The following is an 18,391-nucleotide window of genomic DNA, read 5'->3' as shown; positions in this document are numbered from 1 at the left end:
AAGTCAGTTGCAAATCCGACCTATATACATCTTACGATGCTCTAAAACTCGAACTGGAAGTAAACTGTATTGTAGTTGCTTCCGCCTTTAATGCGCCCAAACTGGGACGCACTTTCGAAAATTGCTGAGCGGTGATGCAATGAATAACCCACCCACATATTTTCCCAGTTTTTTTGGTTGAATAAGTCACCTATATTTACATCAAACGAGAAGTCTAAGTAGTTCAGTAGTTTACTTGGTGTATAACCCTTGTCTTCCATTTCGGTTCCTTCGATGTAGGTAATGTTGTCGACGTATGACATACCTTCCGCAACACCAAATCGCCAAGTCGTTGGCCAATTAACGGTATAATAAGCCTTAATCGCCATCACGTATTCTGTGCTCGCGGACTGAACACTGGACGACCAGTGATGAACCAAACCTGGCGTTAAATAAATATCAAGAGGAAAACCAAACAACTCGTCCGTTAGCGGGTGCCCATAAAACAATGAAGTAAGTTGATTGTCGTATGGGTCTTTTTCTCTCTCAAAGCTAAATATTTCACCAATATTTGAAGGCGTCGCCCAACCATGTGCGATACGTAGGTATGGTTTATTGCTCCGTGTTGATTTCGGAGCTTTGCCTTTATCGTTGAAAAAGCCAAAGCCGACAAACACTTCACCTTGATATCGGTCTTCTACAAGCTGGCTGTTGTAGGCATTATCATCTAAGCGAGTGACACTCGTCTCCCCCAATAAATACAAGTTGGAAGTCACATGATAACGCGCTTTGATGCCGAGGTTGGCGTCAACTCCTGCTCCAATTCTTTCCTCAGTAACATCTTTAAACGCATAATATTCACTGTTGAAGTCAGCGTCTTTGTATCGAATCGTGATAGATGGCTCTAACTCCCAATCACCAAACGCATAATTAGCGGCAAGGCGATAATTAGAGTGAAACTGGAGTTCATCGTCCGTCATTAGTTCTACTTCTGCGCGCCAGTTGTCGTTAATGCTATAACGAACTTGACCACCAAAGTCGACTCTGTCCCCTTCATTGGCATTTTGTAGCGACATGGGAATATCAACAAATCTCAATCGCATGATCGCACTCGCGCGCCAATCAGAATCACTCTCGTCATACAGAAAAACGCCGCCTTCAATGCCGTTGATATACAAATGCTCGTTTTCAAAGAACATCATTGGTACAAATGTACTCACCGTCGAGTCATTATCGGCGGTATAAAACGGGATCGATGCGGTGCGATACATCGCTGCAATTCCCCACGTTTGCTCTTCTATACCATACGCAGAAGAAGCCATCGCAGCTAAAGGTAAAGTGAGTGTTGTTAGAATTAATCTCTTCATGAGTTCGAAAAATGTTGGTTGAGAAGCAGGCAAACATCAATGATTTGCCATTTAAAGCTTATGTTCTTCTGATGATAGCCGTTACAATGACAAATGTTGTCATCCTCGTGACAGTTTGAGTCCCAAGATTATATTAATATTGCACGCCTAGATGAGCTTGTTTGTGAATATTTTTACTATCGTAACAAGCTCTTAAAACTCTAGCTTAGTTCTAAATCAAACATAATGAAGTAAAAAGTGAAAGCATCAGAACTTATCTCTACCTTGAATCATTTACCCGCAGACACGGACCCAGACATTGTGATGGGAGAAGCATGGCTGCCTGAAAGGTTGATAGGGACTCAACTTGATGGGGACATGTTATTTTTGCACTTTGATAATGCTCCAGAAGATGGTCAGGGAGACGAAGAGGGACGCGGCTTCGTCGAGCACGAAATAGATCTAATCAGAACGCGACTTCAGCAGATTTTGGATGAAGACAGTGATAACGCGTCAAAAGCCGATGCTATGCTAGGTTTATTCCTTATGGGACATGAACTTAGCAGCTCACAAGTTATCGAAATATTAGAAGAAGAAGCTGACACATAAGGAGCCGTTTTGCCAGCATTGATGAATACGAATGAAACACCTTCAATTCCTCTTATCGTTGCAGGTCCGATTTTGCGCAAAGTGACCGCAACTGAAATCAATATTTGGCTAGTCACCACCCAACGCTTGGAGGGTATGGTGCAAATTACGGATGAAAACGCCTCCGTCCTTCATCAAGCCCCCTTAAGTGAGCAAAAAGAACAGCTTCAAATCGGTCTCAATGCGTGGTGCTGTTTGTTGCAATTAAAGGGCGAGTTTCCGCCCTATCAAACGTTACGCTATCAAATACAAACGCAACACGGTTTAGTAACGGAACTGCTTCCTCATCTGACTTATGAACGAGATAACAGTCCAAATTTGGGCGTTGAGTTCCTAATCAGCAAAAAAGCAGATTATGTCCTGCATGGCTCGTGCCGGAATCCCCACCACTTCAGTAAAGATACATTGGTCGCTGCGGATCATAAAATCGCATCTCAAACCATCGAAGAAAGACCAGATATGCTCATCATGAGTGGTGACCAAATCTACGCAGACCATGTTGCAGGCCCTACTCTGGACGCCATCGAACAAGTCATTGCCCTACTCGGTTTACCGGGCGAAGAATTCGAGCAAGCGCCGATAAAAAATACCAATGCCCTCTACCAGCACTCAGCTTGTTATTATGGTCGGGACAAATTGTTGCCTCATTATGTGAATGATGGCAGTTTACTGAGTACGTTTTTCCCGCACAGAGGGACGCCAATATTCAGCGCCAAAGAGTGTGAAAACCATCTAATAAGCTTTGCCGAATGCTTTGCAATGTACTTATTGGTTTGGTCTCCAACCTTATGGAAGCTCATTCGGACAGATCGCTTATTAGAAAATGAGTTTACTGTCGGCGGAGCAACTCTCGATCCCAAATGGCAGCAGCAATGGCGCGAAGAAAAAGCTCAAATAGATAAATTCGTCTCAGGTCTGGATAAGGTTCAACGCCTACTTGCTCACATTCCAACCTACATGATCTTTGATGATCACGATGTCACCGACGATTGGAACCTTACCATAGGCTGGGAACAAGCCGCGTACAGCAACGCCTTTGCAAAACGTATTATAGGCAACAGCCTGATTGCCTACTGGCTCTGCCAAGGGTGGGGAAACGCGCCAGAAAAATTCAATGATGAGTTTATGAGTATCGCTCAACGCTTTTTCAACGAGCGTTCCTCACAAACTCAAGATGCATTTATTCAATATTTGTATCGCTTTGAGAATTGGCATTACACCATTCCGACGACGCCAAAAGTTGTCGTGCTAGATACGCGAACCAGACGCTGGCGTTCTGAGTCTAAAATGAACAAGCCCTCTGGGTTAATGGACTGGGAAGCAATGATTGAGTTCCACCAAGAACTTGTTCATCAAGACAAAGTTATCATTGTTTCTGCCGCGCCGATGTTCGGAGTGAAATTTATCGAAGCACTGCAGCGAGTAGTAACGATGCTTGGTAAACCATTAATGGTCGATGCTGAAAACTGGATGGCGCACCCCGGAAGTGCGAATACGCTTATTAGTATTTTTACACATACTAAGACGCCGACCAATTTCGTTATTCTCTCTGGCGACGTGCACTACTCTTTTGCATACGACATTAAACTTCGCTACCGAAAAAATAGTCCTAATATCTATCAAATCACCTGTAGCGGGATTAAAAATCAGTTCCCAACCCAATTGCTCAATATTTGTGATGGTCTAGATAGGCTTCTATATAGCCCTCGTTCGCCTTTAAACTGGTTCACAAAACGTAAGCGGCTAAAGATCTACAAACGCGCACCAAGTTCGCACAATTTTTATCGCTTAGTTAACCACAGCGCCATTGGTGAGCTGCGTCTTGATGACGAAGGAAAGCCGAGCCAAATTAGCATTCTAACGAGCGATGGTGAAGAGGTACATTTTCCACCAACTCGTGCAGAAGGCTAAATCTCGCTCCCAAAATGACTTGCCCTTTCTTGAAGGCAAGTCATTTTGACTGAAATTAAAAGTACGAGGGATTTGGGTAGATGAGCAAAGCTCTTGACTGTCAACGGCGTGCTAAATTTGATACCACACCTTGAGATCTACCGTATTTATGACCATGTTAACCAAATAAACAATAGCTCGGTGTTCAATATGTTTAACTCTCTTACCTCATTATTTAAACAGCTCATTGAAGGCTCTGATTTAAGCCAAACCAACACACTCTCTCCGAATATGGCTATCGCGTGCTTGCTGTGTGAAGTATCTGGCGCAGACCATAACGTCGATGATAAAGAGCAAGAAACAAAGCGCTCTTTATTGATGAAACTGCTTTCGTTAAATGAAGAAGAATCAAATACTTTGTTAGAGCAAGCGCAACAGAAAATAAAAGATTCCGCTTCGCTGTACGACTTTACCTCTCAACTAAGAGAGCTGACTCAAGAAACTCGTTACAACTTAATCAAAAGCATGTGGGAAGTGGCGTATGCCGATGGCGAAATTGATCCACTAGAAGATGCAGTGATCCGCAAAACAGCAGAACTACTCTACGTTGATCACAGTGAGTTCATTCGAGCAAAGTTGCAATCTCAGTAAAGAAACAAGGTAAACATGTAAGTCGCGCAAGCTATTTCAAGTCTACCGTGAAATGATGGCGAAGATTGAATTCTATAGCCATAAAAAAACGCGCATTACGCGCGTTTTTTCGATAAGCCAACGACATTGTTATTAAAATACTAGTCAAGATATGAATATGTTTGACGAGCTCTACACTAAACAGATTCCATGACAAAACAACAATGGTTGAATGACGATTTGATTACAAGTTTGCCTATCTATATCGAACCATTAAAGCATAGTCAGAGCAAGCTTCGCTAAATTGTAGGCATCCACATAACCAGAATGTTGGCGCCCTTCCCAATCAATGCCTTTTGCTTCTTGAGCTGCTCGGTGACCAATACGCTTATCCTTAAGACGATTTTGAATGCGATAAAGCGTCGCTAAGTTGATGAACTCCGTAAATGGCGCTTCAATACCTTTTTGCTTACACTCTTCAAGCAGGATGAGGTCATCTCGGCCCCATGATGCATAAATCTTGTTTCGACCACCAAAGTTCTTAACCATGGATTTAAGCACTTCTTCTAATGGGCGCCCTTGTTTTTCAATTTTACGCGGCGTAATACCTGTTAGCTCGGCACAAAACAGCGAAACTTCATCATGTTCAGGTTTTACGTAGTATTGAGCTCGCTTGACTATCTCGCCTCTAGACAAATCTATTTCAGCCAACCCAACTTCGATAATTTCACCCGTGCTGCCGACACCATTTTCGTTCCAGCAACACATTTCTAAATCGAAGCATACAATACGGTTATGGTTCATAGTTTGTCTTGATTCCTAACATAAAATTTTAAAGCGTGCGATTCTACCGTAACACGGTGTAAAACTCGAATTTGCGCGCCCATTTAATCGCCAATCGACACATTATTACGACCGTTTTTTTTACTCAAATAAAGTTGATTATCCATTTTGTGATACAAGCTTTCAGGATCTTCATCTTTATGGACAGCCGCGCCAATACTTAACGTGCAAATGATTGAAGCATCGCCATAGTCAAAAGCCGTACTTGCCACGATGCTCCGCAACTTTTCCAGATAAGCTTCCAGTGCTTTTTTATCAATGACTTTAGAAATAATACAGAACTCATCACCACCAGCACGATAAAATCGGTCTCCAGGCTTTAGATTCGCACTAACTAGCTTAGTCACATGCTGCAATGCTTCATCGCCCCCTAAATGACCGTGCTTGTCATTGATAACTTTGAAGTGGTCGATATCAAAACCAACCAATGCGAAGCTAACACCTTTGTTTATCTGGTTAAGCAAATGATCGTTAAACGCTCGGCGATTGAGTAACTGAGTTAGAGGGTCACGCTCAGCCATCCTTTTTAATTCGACGGTTTTAAGCTCTAACATGACCGCCAAGCGCTCTTTTTCTCGCGACTGTAAATTCACAATCCAACTAATCAAAAAGGCGATTACCAACCCGGCTAATGTCGTGCCCGCTAAAATAGAACGCTCCCAAGCAGAGACGGCATCAGAAAGTTTAAAATCAATCCGCCACTCACGATTAGGCAGTTGAATAGTACGGCTTATAACCGTTCCTCGAATGTTATCCCAGTTTGAACTTTGGAAGAGAACGGGGTCATCTGCTGCGTCAAAGCCTAAATCTTCTACGCGCACCGACATATCTAGCTCAGTCGCGGTTTTCGTGATCAAATCCTCAAAGTAAACTGTACTTCGAATCACCCCTGTCACTACACCTAATAAATGTTGGTTCTCGAAGTCAAACACTGGATGGAACACTAGCAGCCCAGTTTTAGGAATGGACTTGTCATACCCATCTTGCAGTAAGCGAACTTTATCCGAGACATTCGCTCGACCATTTGTGGATATATCATCCAAGATGAGATCGAAGCGTTTACGTGAAAAATAGAAACCTAGTAGAGAAAGGTTTTCTGGTGTTCTTGGATAAATATCCGATGCGATAAAAATTGGCTCTTTGTGTTCAAAAATGTACCCGTAGGTTTTGGGGCCATCTTTAGGAACGGTAAACGGTTGGAAATCAGGAAATGTTTGACGGGTCTTTAAAATATGCTCATCAAGGTCTTCGAATTCGACCTTTTGCATCCATTGAAGTCCGATTAGACTTCGCGAGCTATTGATTACTTGTTCCGCATACATTGGGAACGAAGACCAATAGGTGCGTTCAATCGAATGAAAAAAGTTTGCACCTGCACCAATAAACTTTAAATCATTTTCGACGTTCGCTTTCAGTGATTCTGCTTGTCGGTCAGCTAAAGTATCAAACGTCGTCTGCGTATACCGTTGCTGCATCGTATAAGCAGCACCGACCACACCAGCAGTGACACACAACGTCGCTGCAAAAGCTAGAATAGAGTCTGAATGTCGTTTGATAACGCTCTTGTGAGCGGTGCTTTGTGTCATATCTTAATTTTGATACTTCCGTAAGTTAAACTTCGGGATCTATTGAAATACTGCGTTAGCAACGCACAAACATCAAGCAACAACCTATGCTGGGCAGTCCGATCGTCGATTTTTCACGCTGTTCGTACGGTATAGTCACGAATTATTACAGCCTTAAGCCTTGAATATGCTACCATCCGTCATCATTTTAATGTCTAAACTTGGTGCAAGATCGCAAAGACGATCGTTTTAGTGAACACATATGAGCCAATACTGAGCACCAATAATCAATAGAAAGAGAAAAAACGTCATGAACATTGATTTGAACCTAATTCCTCAAACGTTCGATATGCTTCACGCTGGCCTAACCGCATCGAGCGTTTTGCTTCTTTTAGTCGCGGTCTCTCGCAAATCAAAAGTGGTTGAGAAAGTCGTAGAAAAACCGGTCGAGAAAATAGTCGAAGTTGAGAAGCCAGTTGAGAAGATCGTCGAAGTAGAAAAAGTCGTTGAAGTTGAGAAAGTCGTTGAAAAAGTGGTTGAAGTTGAATCGAAACTTGCAACAGCTTCTACTGATTCTGCAATGCAGCTACTTTCTATCATGCAGCAAGAAGCTCGTCTGATCGACTTCCTACAAGAAGACCTAACGTCATTCTCTGATGAAGAAGTCGGCGCAGCAGCTCGCGTAATTCATACTGGTGGCCAGAAAGTATTGAACGATTACGTAACACTTGCGCACGTTCGCAACGAAGACGAAGAAACTCGTATTACGGTTGAAGAAGGCTTCAACCCACAAGAAATCCGCCTTACTGGCAACGTGACAGGTAGCGCGCCATTCCAAGGCACGTTAGTGCACAAAGGCTGGAAGGCAACATCGATGAACCTTCCTAAGCTGGCTGAAAACTACGATGCATCTGTGATTGCTCCAGCCGAGGTTGAGCTGTAATGGAACACATGAACCAAGAAAACCATTCTCAAGAAGCGCCTGTTGAAACTCAACAGACGCCTAAATTCAGTGTTGGTATCGACTTAGGTACAACACACTGTGTAATGTCTTTTGTTGATACACACGACGAAGATGCTCGCGTAGAAGTAATGCCTATCCCGCAGCTGACTGCGCCGGGTACGGTAGAGACTCGTAGCCAATTAGGCTCTTTCCTATACCAACCACACGAACACGAAATGAACCCGCAATCACGCGTTCTTCCGTGGTCGAGCGAGCCAAAAGCTCTGGTTGGTGCTATTGCACGTAACCTAGGTTCAAAAACACCAATTCGTCTTGTTGCAAGTGCGAAATCTTGGCTTTGCCACGGTGGTGTAAACCGTCGTAACGCATTCCTACCAGCGGGTAGCCCAGAAGAAGTGGAGAAAGTATCCCCTCTTCGCGCAACCGAGCTATACCTTGAGCACTTAAAAGATGCTTGGAATCACGCGAACCCAAATCACAACCTTGCCGATCAAGACGTAACTATTACGGTTCCTGCTTCTTTCGATCCTGCTGCTCGTGATCTAACAGCCGAAGCAGCACGCAACGTTGGTTTTGTGCACCTAACGCTTCTAGAAGAGCCTCAAGCTGCGCTTTACAACTGGATTGATAACAGCAACGACAAATGGCGCGACGAAGTTGAAGTTGGCGACATTGTGCTTGTGGTCGATATCGGTGGTGGTACAACTGACCTTTCTTTGGTTGAAGTAACTGAAGACGACGGCAACCTAACTTTGAACCGTATCGCGGTAGGTGAACACATCCTACTTGGCGGTGACAACATGGACCTTGCACTTGCGTACCGCTTGAAGATGAAGCTAGCGCAAGAAGGCAAAGAGCTACAGCCGTGGCAAGTTCAGGCGATGACGCACGCATGTCGTGACGCGAAAGAAGCGCTATTGAACGACAGCGAACTTCAGTCAGTACCAATCGTGGTACCAAGCCGCGGTTCTAAACTGCTTGGCGCAACGTTGAAGACAGAACTGACTCAAGAAGAAGTACAACAAACATTGGTTGACGGCTTCTTCCCTCAAGTTGCGATTACGGACCACCCTGTTCAACGTAACCGTGGCGCACTAACACAAATGGGTCTGCCTTACGCACAAGATGCGGGTATTACTCGTCACATTGCAGCGTTCTTGTCTAAGCAAGCACACGCGCAAAGCGGTGGTGAATCAGCGCAAGCTCAAGATTTCAACCCATTTGCAAACATGCCAGGTATGCCAGGCGCGGATGCAGCGCAATCGGCTGACTTCATCAAACCAACGGCAATCCTATTCAACGGTGGTGTGCTGAAATCAAAACTTCTAGCCACTCGTCTAGAAGACACGATCAACGAATGGCTAATTGAAGCAGACGCAGAAATGGCGAAACGCCTAACAGGTGTGGATCTAGACCTTGCAGTTGCTAGCGGTGCAGCTTACTACGGCTTTGTGCGTCGTGGTCAAGGCGTTCGTATCCGCGGCGGTATTGCTTCGGCGTACTACGTGGGTATCGAAAGTGCGATGCCTGCGATTCCGGGCATGGCGCCTCCAATGGAAGCACTGTGTGTAGCACCATTTGGTATGGAAGAAGGCTCAAGCGTTGACGTACCAAGCCAAGAGTTTGGTTTGATCATCGGCCAGCCAGTTAACTTCCAATTCTTCGGCTCAACCGTTCGTCGTGACGACCTAGCAGGTACTCACCTTGACTACTGGGCACCAGAAGAGCTTGAAGAGCTACCAGAAATCCAAGTAACGCTGCCTGTATCTGAAGGTCGTCGTGAAGGTGAAGTGGTTCCAGTTACCCTAGCTTCTCGCGTAACAGAGCTTGGTACGCTTTACTTAGAAGCCATTGCCGCTGATAACGGGCAAAAATGGCATGTTGAGTTCGATGTGCGCGAAGACGCGAAAAGTGACTCAAACGAAGAACAATAATTAGAAGTCAAACGGCATCCAATCGGGTGCCGTTTTTAAATACACGAAGGTTTGGTTTTGTATGGCATCTCCTCGTTTCCTTGTTGGTATTGACCTCGGCACCACAAACACTGTGGTGGCCTACTGTGAAATCACCGACAACCTTGAACAATCCGAAGTATCCCTATTTGACATCGACCAACTGATTGGTCCGGGCGAAGTCGTTCGTAAACCACTTCTGCCCTCTTTCCGCTACCACCCTGCGGTTGGTCAAATATCCCCTTCTGACCTGACACTTCCTTGGGAAAGCGAACCTGTATCTGGCGACATTAGTAATGTGATCGTGGGTGAATGGGCTCGTGAATTAGGCGTAAAGGTAGAAGGACGTCAGGTATCCAGTGCAAAAAGCTGGCTATCGCACCAAGCAGTGGATCGTAGCTCAGACATTCTTCCTTGGGCTGGCGCGCAAGACGTGGATAAAGTATCACCCGTCATTGCCAGCGCAAGCTACCTCAACCACATTCGTCAAGCATGGAACTACCGTCATCCTAGCAACAAGCTAGAAGACCAAGATGTGGTTGTGACCGTTCCAGCATCGTTCGATGAAACCGCTCGTAAGCTCACACTTGAAGCCGCTGGGTTGGCAGGTTTAAAGAAAATCGTCCTGCTCGAAGAGCCACAAGCCGTATGTTACGACTGGTACGCACGCCACCAGCAAACCGCAGCCGATGAACTCAAAGAGTTACCGCTGATTCTGGTGTGCGATGTGGGCGGTGGTACCACCGACTTAAGCTTGATTGAAGCAAGTTTCTCTTCTCAAGATGAGCTAGCCCTTGATCGTATTGGCGTTGGCGAACACTTGATGCTGGGTGGTGATAACCTCGATTTAGCATTAGCACATCTTGCGGAAAGCCGCCTTTCTCAGAATAAAGGGGAACAAAGTAAGAAGCTCACTGCAGCAAGCCTAACAAAGCTAATTCAGCAAACACGTAAAGCGAAAGAGAACTTGCTTTCAGCGAGCGCACCTGACGAAGTGAAGATCACCATGTTAGGTAGCGGCTCTAAGCTACTTGGAGGCACAAAGAGTATTGCTCTAAGCAAACAAGAAGTGCACCAAATCGCATTAGATGGCTTCTTCCCGCTTTCTGATTTCAGTGAAGTACCAGACAAACGCCGCAGCGCGGTTGTCGAGTTTGGCCTTCCATACGTTGCTGACCCAGCGGTGAGCAAGCACGTTGCCGAGTTCTTAACTCAGCACCAGCAAGTCGCTCGTGCCGCTCTTGGCATTAAAGACGATAAACAAAACGCGATTCCAGTTGGCGTGTTGTTGAACGGAGGCGTGTTTAACAGTGATCTGGTGACTGAACGTGTCACCGCCCTACTTTCTGACTGGCGCGGCGCACCAGTTACGGTATTAGATAACCCACATCCAGATTGGTCTGTTGCACTGGGTGCTGTTGCGTTTGGTAAAGCACGTCGTGGTGCGCAGCTTAAAATTGGTGGCGGTGCAGCGCGTTCTTACTTCTTGCATCTTCAAGAAAAGAACAAAATGGGCAAAGCGCTCTGTTTGCTTGCAAAAGGAACAGAAGAAGGCCATGAGATCCGTTTAAGCGGTCGTCGTTTCTCGCTCACTCTTGGAGAGCCAGTCCGCTTTAATCTGCTGACTTCTACCCACGACACCTTAACCAATAACACCGCCATTCAAAATGGCGTGATGGTTGATGTTGACCCAGACTTGTTTGCTCCGCTACCGCCTTACATCACGACACTTGAAGGTGAAGGTGCCGAACTGCAAGCCAACCAGAAAGAACGTGTCGAAGTGCAATTGGCTTGTCAACTAACAGAAGTTGGCACTCTTAAGATGGAGTGTGTCAGCGCCGAGGACGACAACAAACGTTGGGAACTCGAATTTGAAGTCCGTAACAAGCAAACCGATGACAGCGAGCAAGTTAAGCTTCACCCTAAACTGAACGAATGTAAGGAGCTGATCGCTCGCCTTTACAGCGGTAATAAGAAAAGCGCAGAAGGCAAAGAGATCAAAACCTTAGCCAAAGATCTTGAGAAGAAGCTCGGCAAACGTGACGAGTGGGATTTCACCACACTCCGTCAACTTTTCGATACCTTTGCACAAGGTCGTAAGCGTCGCCGTCGTTCTGAACAGCACGAGAAAAACTGGCTTCGTTTGGCAGGTTTTGCACTGCGTCCAGGCTTTGGCGATCCAACCGACTCATGGCGCATTGAGCAAGTTTGGGGTCTCTACCAACAAAACATTCAGTTTAAGAACCATCAAGGTTGGACAGACTGGTGGGTGTTCTGGCGTCGTATCGCAGGTGGCTTGAGCCAAGAGCAACAAGAGACCATCTTGGCGGACATCGCGAAATACCTACACCCTGGCGCGATGAAAAACCCACAATCCGCCAAAGCGGCACAAGACATGGGTTATGAATCCATGGTGCGTCTTTCAGCCTCTCTAGAGCATCTAGAAGTGGAAGATAAAGTTCTATTGGCAACGTGGTTCTTGAGTAAAGCGATCAACCAAAACCAGTTTGAACAAGCGCACTGGTGGGCGATCGGACGTTTGGCTTCTCGCACACCACTTTATGGCAGCCAGCACAACGTCATTCCTCGTGAACAAGCAGAACAGTGGTTGCCTAAGTTGTTAGAGCAGAACTGGCAGAAAGAGCCAATGATCGCTTTCGCAGCCGTAATGATTTGTCGTAAGACGGGGGACCGCCTGTTTGATATTTCTGACGACTACCGTGAGCAGGTCTTGGTTAAGTTGAAGCAAAGCAAGGTGCCTGAATCTTGGGTATCACTGGTTGAAGAAGTGAAAGAGCTCTCAGAAAGTGAGTCAAAACGTGTCTTCGGTGATGCTTTACCAAGCGGTTTAACGCTGGTTCATCATTAAATCCACTCTACACAAGAACACGAGTTAGACGTACAAAGCCCTTCCGACGAAGGGCTTTGTTGTATCGCATTCTTTTGGTTTTGGTCGTGTACAACGCGCTAATTCATTTCTGTCGTAATTACTACATCACGCGTTTCGTTATCCATATCACTAATACCGACCACCGACACTTCTCTGTCCGATAGAGTCTCAATTAAGCTGTCTTCTAATCCGCCATCAGCCAGCCAAGTATAAAATTTATCCGCGATACGCTCCGAACCTTCCCCGACAAACGTTAATGTGACCTTCTTCATTTGTGACACTCCATCAATTTACGATTCAGCCACTTAAGCGTAGTATGTTTCGCAAATATCGACATAAACTAGGACTAACTTCTTTTATGAGTATCGAAAAATTTGACGCGATTTATCAACGTGCTGCTGAGCGAAAAGGCGGAGAAGATCAGCTTGAAGCGCTATTGTCTCACCCATTAAGTAAAGAGGAATTAGCAGCGATTCCCGATGACCGTTGGCTCGCCGCTTTTTCGATGAAGGTGTTCCAAAGCGGGATTTCGTGGAGCGTGGTTCGCAACAAGTGGCCGAACTTCGAAGAAGTGTTCTTCGGCTTTAAGATTGAGCCACTATTGATGCTGTCTGACGAACAATGGGAAACCAAAGCGACCGACAAACGCATCATTCGCCACCTCACTAAAGTCATGTCGATTCCGGCCAACGCTCGCATGATCCATGAAGCAAGAATCGAATATGGCTCGTTCAGTAACATGATTGCTGAATGGCCTCGGGAAAAGATCACGGATCTATGGGGCTACTTGAAGAAGCATGGTAGTCGTCTGGGTGGAAATACAGGCCCTTACACTTTACGCCAAATGGGCGTGGACACTTTTATTCTGTCTAACGATGTCGAAGCTTATTTACGCAACTGCAAGATCATTGAAGGCGGCAAAGACACGAAAAAGTCCTTGGACTCTGCTAATAAAGCCTTTATTCAGTGGCAGCAAGAAAGTGGAAGAAGCTTGACCGAAATCAGTCAAATTATCGCGTTTAGTACTGGTGACAACCGAATTTAAACAAGCACTTTGTAGCTCTGGGGGCGAAATTCCGGCCCCCCCTATAACGCATGATATTTGCACGAATCACTCTACTTTAGCTCTTACTGATATTACTACTTTCTCGATTCCTCCAAAAAATCCCTCCTTAAAGTGGCAAAATCCCCCTTCAAATCACAAAAAGTTATCATATCGACAAATTATTTTTCTTGTTCAATATTTTTATTTATCAAATATTTAATTACAAGTGCCCAGTTTTTAGGCACTAAATATTGATGACGCTCAATTGCATTGCGCTGACAAACTGACTAGGATACACGCCCTTCCTGAGTGAACTATCAGAAACTTGATCGAGGAATTTATTCAAATTTCTCAACACTTCGTGAGCACTCACAACAATTGCACTCACTTTATAGATTTAAGGATCAACAGATCCGTTAATACAAATTCGACAGCGCAATAGAGTGCTGACTAGAACAACCATGACGCGATGTCACATGAGTGACTACTTTCGTGGTTTTGTGCTGGAAGTTATTTATTACATCAAGGCTGGTTAAAAGGATGAGCCCCTTGAACGCATTTACTGGAGGACAAGAAATGCCAAAAGGTCTAATGCTGACTGACTTAGCCATCGCTGGCTTACTATTAATTGCAGCAAAAGTAATTCGTGTACATATGCCTTTACTACAACGCATGTACATTCCATCTGCTGTATTGGCTGGGTTATTTGGTCTTATTTTTGGCCCAGCTCTGCTTAACGTATTACCTTGGACAGATACCTTTACCGCAAACGCAAGCCTCTTAACTGCTGCACTTTTTTCTGCGTTGGGTTTAGCAACAGATGTCCCGTCACCAAAAGTGGTTGCTCAACGAGCAGGCTCATTGTGGGCGTTTAACCAAATTGCATCCGTGTCGCAATGGCTGTTTGCAGCAATGTTTGGTTTAGTACTTACCACCTTCTTTTGGCCTGAGATTAATCCTGGGTTTGGCGTAACCATGTCCGCTGGATTCATGGGCGGACATGGTTCAGCATCTGTAGTCGGTGAAATCTTCACGGGACTTGGTTGGGAAGATGGCTTCACGCTCGGTTTAACGTTCGCCACAGTTGGGATCTTTATTTCAATCTCTGTGGGCATGTTAATGCTTCAGTTTGCGTTGAAAATGGGCTGGATTCGTAGCTTTACGACATTCGACAGCATGGACGAACACGAACGCAAAGGCTTAGTGAAACCTGACGATCAAGAACCTGTGATGAAAGATACGATGTCATCATTGTCAGTCGATTCTTTCGCGATTCACGCGGCGCTGGTTGTAGTGGTAACGGCTTTCTCTTATGTAGCAGCCAACTACTTATCTTCTTTCCACGATAAGGTACAAATTCCGACTTTCGTTACTGGCTTTCTAGGCGGTATGTTAGTTCGAATCATCGCTAAGCAAACCAAGGCATCTCATTACCTATGTGACGGCGCATTCAAACACGCAGCGGGTATTAGTACGGATTACCTGATCATCTTTGGTATTTCAGCTATTAAGATCACGGTTCTAGCGCAGTATTTAATGCCAATGGTAGTGCTCGCAATTGGTGGTATCGCGTTCACGCTATGGCTTATCTTTTGGGTTGCACCTCGCATCATGGGAGATGACTGGTTTGAGAAAGGCATTTTCTCTTGGGGATGGTTAACAGGTACAGTCGCTATGGGTATCGCGTTATTACGCATTGTCGACCCCAAAATGCGCAGTAAAGTGTTAGACGACTATGCTATCGCTTATGTTCCAGGCTCAATTACGGACATTTTCATCATCTCGCTTATGCCAATCGCAATGTATAACGGCATGCACTGGCAAGCGTTAGGTGTAGGTCTAGCCTATATTGCCGTTGTCTTATTTATTTGGCGATTTGTATTTAAGCGCAGCGGTCAAGCCGTCGCAAACGAGTCTTAATTGCTCATTTCGGGAGGTATTTTATCCTCCCGAATTTAACTCTCTTCTCTTATTCGATAGCCGCCTCCCAACAGCATGCAAAAAATAAGCAACTTGTTTTATACTTAAGATCTGCAAGCTTGGTCACCCCTTCCCATCCTTTTTTAATACTTGACCTACGCATTTTTATATCAAAATAGCCGCCAAACTATTCATGACTCATGGAGAAAAGGCAGTGCATCGCTCTCAAGGATTTACCCTCATTGAACTCATTGTGTGCATCATTATCCTTGGTGTCGTTAGTGTTATTGCCCTTCCTAAATTTCTTGGTCTGCAAAAAGATGCCCGAGTGGCAGTACTATATGGCGCGAGGGAAGCGCTCATGACTGCAAACAACTTTGTGTACACTAAAGCCGTTATTCAATCTCAAGAGACGATAGATGGCGGCAAACAATATAACATTGATCTAGATAATGACGGCAATAACGACCTAATTGGTTACTTTGGATTTATTAAGAATGTCATTCCCGCAAAAGAGCTGGCAGGTTTCGACCCTCAACTCACTATCAATACTTGGTACGGGGTAGACAGCCCGGACGAACCCTATTTCCTTATCGGCTTTGCAAACAAACCTGTTGGTCCAGACCATATGTGTTATGTCGAAGTTTACTACCCAGAAACTCCAGGTGGCCAAGTCAGCTACAAAATACAAACTGACGACTGCTAGTTCCCCTAGTGAGTGAAAGTAACAGTTGCACTTTTGGTGCTTTCATCGCTTTTAGCAGAATACTGGCCCCAAAACCCATTATTAACAACTATTTCACATAATGTTGTTTCATAGTTAGCTTGCAGCGAGAAAACAAGTAATTCGCGACCGCACACGCCCGTAATCGAAACAATCTATCGTTTTTCCGACCGCCAATAATTTGTGCTTGTAAACTCATCATTTCGCTCAATAATAGTTCTATAACAAATTCAATAATTTAAAGCGGGAGGCGTGATGAGAATATTCTGGCAGTTACGTTGGTATTTCCAACAAAAGTGGAAGCATTATGTCGGATCGATTTTGCTTTTCGCTGTGATATCAACTCTACAACTTGTTCCTCCTAAAGCGGTCGGTATCATCGTTGATGGGGTCGTAGATAACACGTTAGATACAAATACGCTGATTCTGTGGCTCTTGGGACTCACTGCACTGATCTTTGCCATTTATGGATGCCGTATCTTATGGCGAATTTGGCTTTTCGGCGCAAGCTGGGAACTCGGAACCATTCTACGTAATCGTCTCTATAGGCACTTATCGACACAACCACCCCGATTTTTCGAACGTTATAAGACCGGTGATCTCATGGCGCGTGGTACTAATGATGTACGTAACATCGTAATGACAGCCGGCGAAGGGGTTTTAACGGCAGCCGACTCCTTGATCACGGGTATTGCAGTTTTAATCATCATGGTAACGCAAGTTAGCTGGAAGCTCACTGTTATGGCACTTCTTCCAATGCCGTTTCTTGCAATCATCATCTTTTTTATCGTCCGTATACTGCATCAACGTTTCCGCATTGCTCAGGAAGCCTTTTCTACCATGTCAGACATGACGCAAGAGTCACTTAACGGCGTGCGAATGTTGCGAGCTTTTGGGTTAGAGAATCAAGAACAACAGCGTTTTGAAGATGTAGTCGATGATACTGGTCAGAAAAATATCGCCGTCGCTAGAGTCGACGCGAGATTTGATCCAGCTATCCAACTCACCATCGGCCTCTCTTTCCTTCTCAGTGTCGCTGCTGGTGCTTACCTTGTCGATAAGGGAGAGATCACGCTTGGTGATCTAACAGCCTTTACGATGTATTTAGGGTTAATGATATGGCCTATGCTGGCCTTCGCTTTCTTATTTAATATTTTAGAGCGAGGCTCCGCAGCATGGAATCGCCTACAAGAGATCTTTGATGAAACACCAGAGATTGTCAGTGGAAATAAACCATTAGAAGATAAACCACTGCCATTAAAAATTGATATCGATGCTTTCCACTGGTCCAGTGATTTACCACCAGCTCTGGCCGAAATAAAAATCGAACTTGAACCCGGTAAAATGTTGGGAGTAGCTGGCCCTGTCGGAAGCGGAAAATCAACCCTGCTAACGCTGCTTTTGCGTCAGCACGACCTAACAAACGGTTCAATTACATTCGGGGATGTTGAGATTAAAGATGCCCTACTTCCTCAGTGGCGCAACCGCTTTGCCGTGGTTAATCAAAGCCCGTTTCTATTCTCCAAATCTATCTTCGATAATATTGCCTTAGGTAACCCTAATGCAGAGAAAGAAGAAGTCTATAGAGCTGCAAAGTTAGCCTGTATACATGACGATATTGAGAAGTTTCCTGAAGGCTATCAAACTGAAGTTGGCGAGAAAGGCATTACTCTCTCTGGAGGACAAAAACAACGAATTGCGATAGCACGCGCTATGTTACTAAATGCACAAGTCTTGGTATTGGATGATGCGCTTTCGGCTGTTGATGGCCGGACCGAACATCAAATCCTTAAGAATTTGGAAACACACTACCGTAATCAAGCCCTAATCGTTATTGCACACCGCCTCACCGCATTGGAAGCAGCAGACGAGATCATTGTCTTGAATCACGGCCACATTACTGAACGTGGGCAACATAGCGCTTTATTAGCGCATCAGGGATGGTACGCCGAAATGTTCGAGTACCAAAAACTAGAACAGGCGATGGAGAAATAA

Annotated in this window: 14 protein-coding genes; 10 read left to right on the top strand and 4 right to left on the bottom strand. The window is 45.0% G+C overall.

All coding sequences use genetic code 11. The annotated features are described in order from the left end of the window. Positions 1-41: 41 nt before the first annotated feature. A complete protein-coding gene (locus tag FKN08_RS04275) occupies positions 42-1,346 on the bottom strand; it encodes a MipA/OmpV family protein (protein ID WP_170891414.1) in 1,305 nt (434 codons plus the stop codon). A gap of 237 nt (positions 1,347-1,583) precedes the next feature. Between FKN08_RS04275 and FKN08_RS04270 the strand changes: the two genes are divergently transcribed. From FKN08_RS04270 to FKN08_RS04260, 3 genes are all read left to right on the top strand, one after another. Further along, a complete protein-coding gene (locus FKN08_RS04270; RefSeq protein ID WP_005377676.1) occupies positions 1,584-1,934 on the top strand; it encodes a hypothetical protein in 351 nt (116 codons plus the stop codon). A 9-nt stretch (positions 1,935-1,943) separates the two neighbouring features. After that, positions 1,944-3,884, top strand: a complete 1,941-nt coding sequence (locus FKN08_RS04265; RefSeq protein ID WP_170891413.1) for an alkaline phosphatase D family protein — start codon at positions 1,944-1,946, stop codon at positions 3,882-3,884. Positions 3,885-4,073: 189 nt separating this feature from the next. Further along, positions 4,074-4,514: a TerB family tellurite resistance protein gene (locus FKN08_RS04260; protein ID WP_053807382.1), complete on the top strand. Its 441-nt coding sequence runs from the start codon at positions 4,074-4,076 to the stop codon at positions 4,512-4,514. Between the two features lie 252 nt (positions 4,515-4,766). Here the strand turns inward: FKN08_RS04260 and FKN08_RS04255 are convergent, their stop codons facing one another. Both FKN08_RS04255 and FKN08_RS04250 read right to left on the bottom strand, forming a co-directional pair. Continuing rightward, positions 4,767-5,297: a 3'-5' exonuclease gene (locus tag FKN08_RS04255; protein ID WP_005394213.1), complete on the bottom strand. Its 531-nt coding sequence runs from the start codon at positions 5,295-5,297 to the stop codon at positions 4,767-4,769. A gap of 83 nt (positions 5,298-5,380) precedes the next feature. Further along, positions 5,381-6,922 carry a sensor domain-containing diguanylate cyclase gene (locus tag FKN08_RS04250; protein WP_170891412.1) on the bottom strand — a complete coding sequence of 514 codons (1,542 nt, stop codon included), beginning with the start codon at positions 6,920-6,922 and terminating at the stop codon, positions 5,381-5,383. 289 nt (positions 6,923-7,211) lie between these two features. On the opposite strand from FKN08_RS04250, the gene FKN08_RS04245 reads away from it, so the two are divergent. The 3 genes from FKN08_RS04245 (at position 7,212) to FKN08_RS04235 (ending at position 12,686) form a co-directional block, all read left to right on the top strand. After that, the gene (locus tag FKN08_RS04245; protein WP_005394205.1) at positions 7,212-7,844 is read left to right on the top strand and encodes a DUF2760 domain-containing protein; all 633 of its coding nucleotides are present in this window, start codon (positions 7,212-7,214) and stop codon (positions 7,842-7,844) included. Next, the gene (locus FKN08_RS04240; protein WP_170891411.1) at positions 7,844-9,799 is read left to right on the top strand and encodes an Hsp70 family protein; all 1,956 of its coding nucleotides are present in this window, start codon (positions 7,844-7,846) and stop codon (positions 9,797-9,799) included. Before FKN08_RS04245 ends, FKN08_RS04240 begins: the two co-directional genes overlap by 1 nt. 61 nt (positions 9,800-9,860) lie before the next feature. After that, positions 9,861-12,686 carry an Hsp70 family protein gene (locus FKN08_RS04235; RefSeq protein ID WP_170891410.1) on the top strand — a complete coding sequence of 942 codons (2,826 nt, stop codon included), beginning with the start codon at positions 9,861-9,863 and terminating at the stop codon, positions 12,684-12,686. 98 nt (positions 12,687-12,784) lie between these two features. Here FKN08_RS04235 and FKN08_RS04230 read toward each other — a convergent pair whose 3' ends face one another. Beyond that, positions 12,785-12,979, bottom strand: a complete 195-nt coding sequence (locus FKN08_RS04230) for a hypothetical protein (RefSeq protein WP_005394200.1) — start codon at positions 12,977-12,979, stop codon at positions 12,785-12,787. 86 nt (positions 12,980-13,065) lie between these two features. On the opposite strand from FKN08_RS04230, the gene FKN08_RS04225 reads away from it, so the two are divergent. The 4 genes from FKN08_RS04225 (at position 13,066) to FKN08_RS04210 (ending at position 18,391) form a co-directional block, all read left to right on the top strand. Beyond that, a complete protein-coding gene (locus tag FKN08_RS04225; RefSeq protein ID WP_012841859.1) occupies positions 13,066-13,752 on the top strand; it encodes a DNA-3-methyladenine glycosylase I in 687 nt (228 codons plus the stop codon). Between the two features lie 576 nt (positions 13,753-14,328). After that, positions 14,329-15,672, top strand: a complete 1,344-nt coding sequence (locus FKN08_RS04220) for a sodium:glutamate symporter (protein ID WP_170891683.1) — start codon at positions 14,329-14,331, stop codon at positions 15,670-15,672. A gap of 214 nt (positions 15,673-15,886) precedes the next feature. Next, the gene (locus FKN08_RS04215) at positions 15,887-16,378 is read left to right on the top strand and encodes a type II secretion system protein (protein ID WP_104974136.1); all 492 of its coding nucleotides are present in this window, start codon (positions 15,887-15,889) and stop codon (positions 16,376-16,378) included. A gap of 273 nt (positions 16,379-16,651) precedes the next feature. Further along, on the top strand, positions 16,652-18,391 hold the full coding sequence (locus FKN08_RS04210; RefSeq protein ID WP_170891409.1) for an ABC transporter transmembrane domain-containing protein: 1,740 nt from the start codon (positions 16,652-16,654) through the stop codon (positions 18,389-18,391).

Origin of the sequence: Vibrio sp. 1-2 (7-a) (assembly GCF_013048515.1) — a bacterium.
In the GTDB taxonomy this organism is placed as follows: Bacteria; Pseudomonadota; Gammaproteobacteria; order Enterobacterales; family Vibrionaceae; genus Vibrio; species Vibrio diabolicus.
Note: the sequence above shows the minus strand (reverse complement) of the source record. Positions and strands in the feature narration are given on the sequence as shown.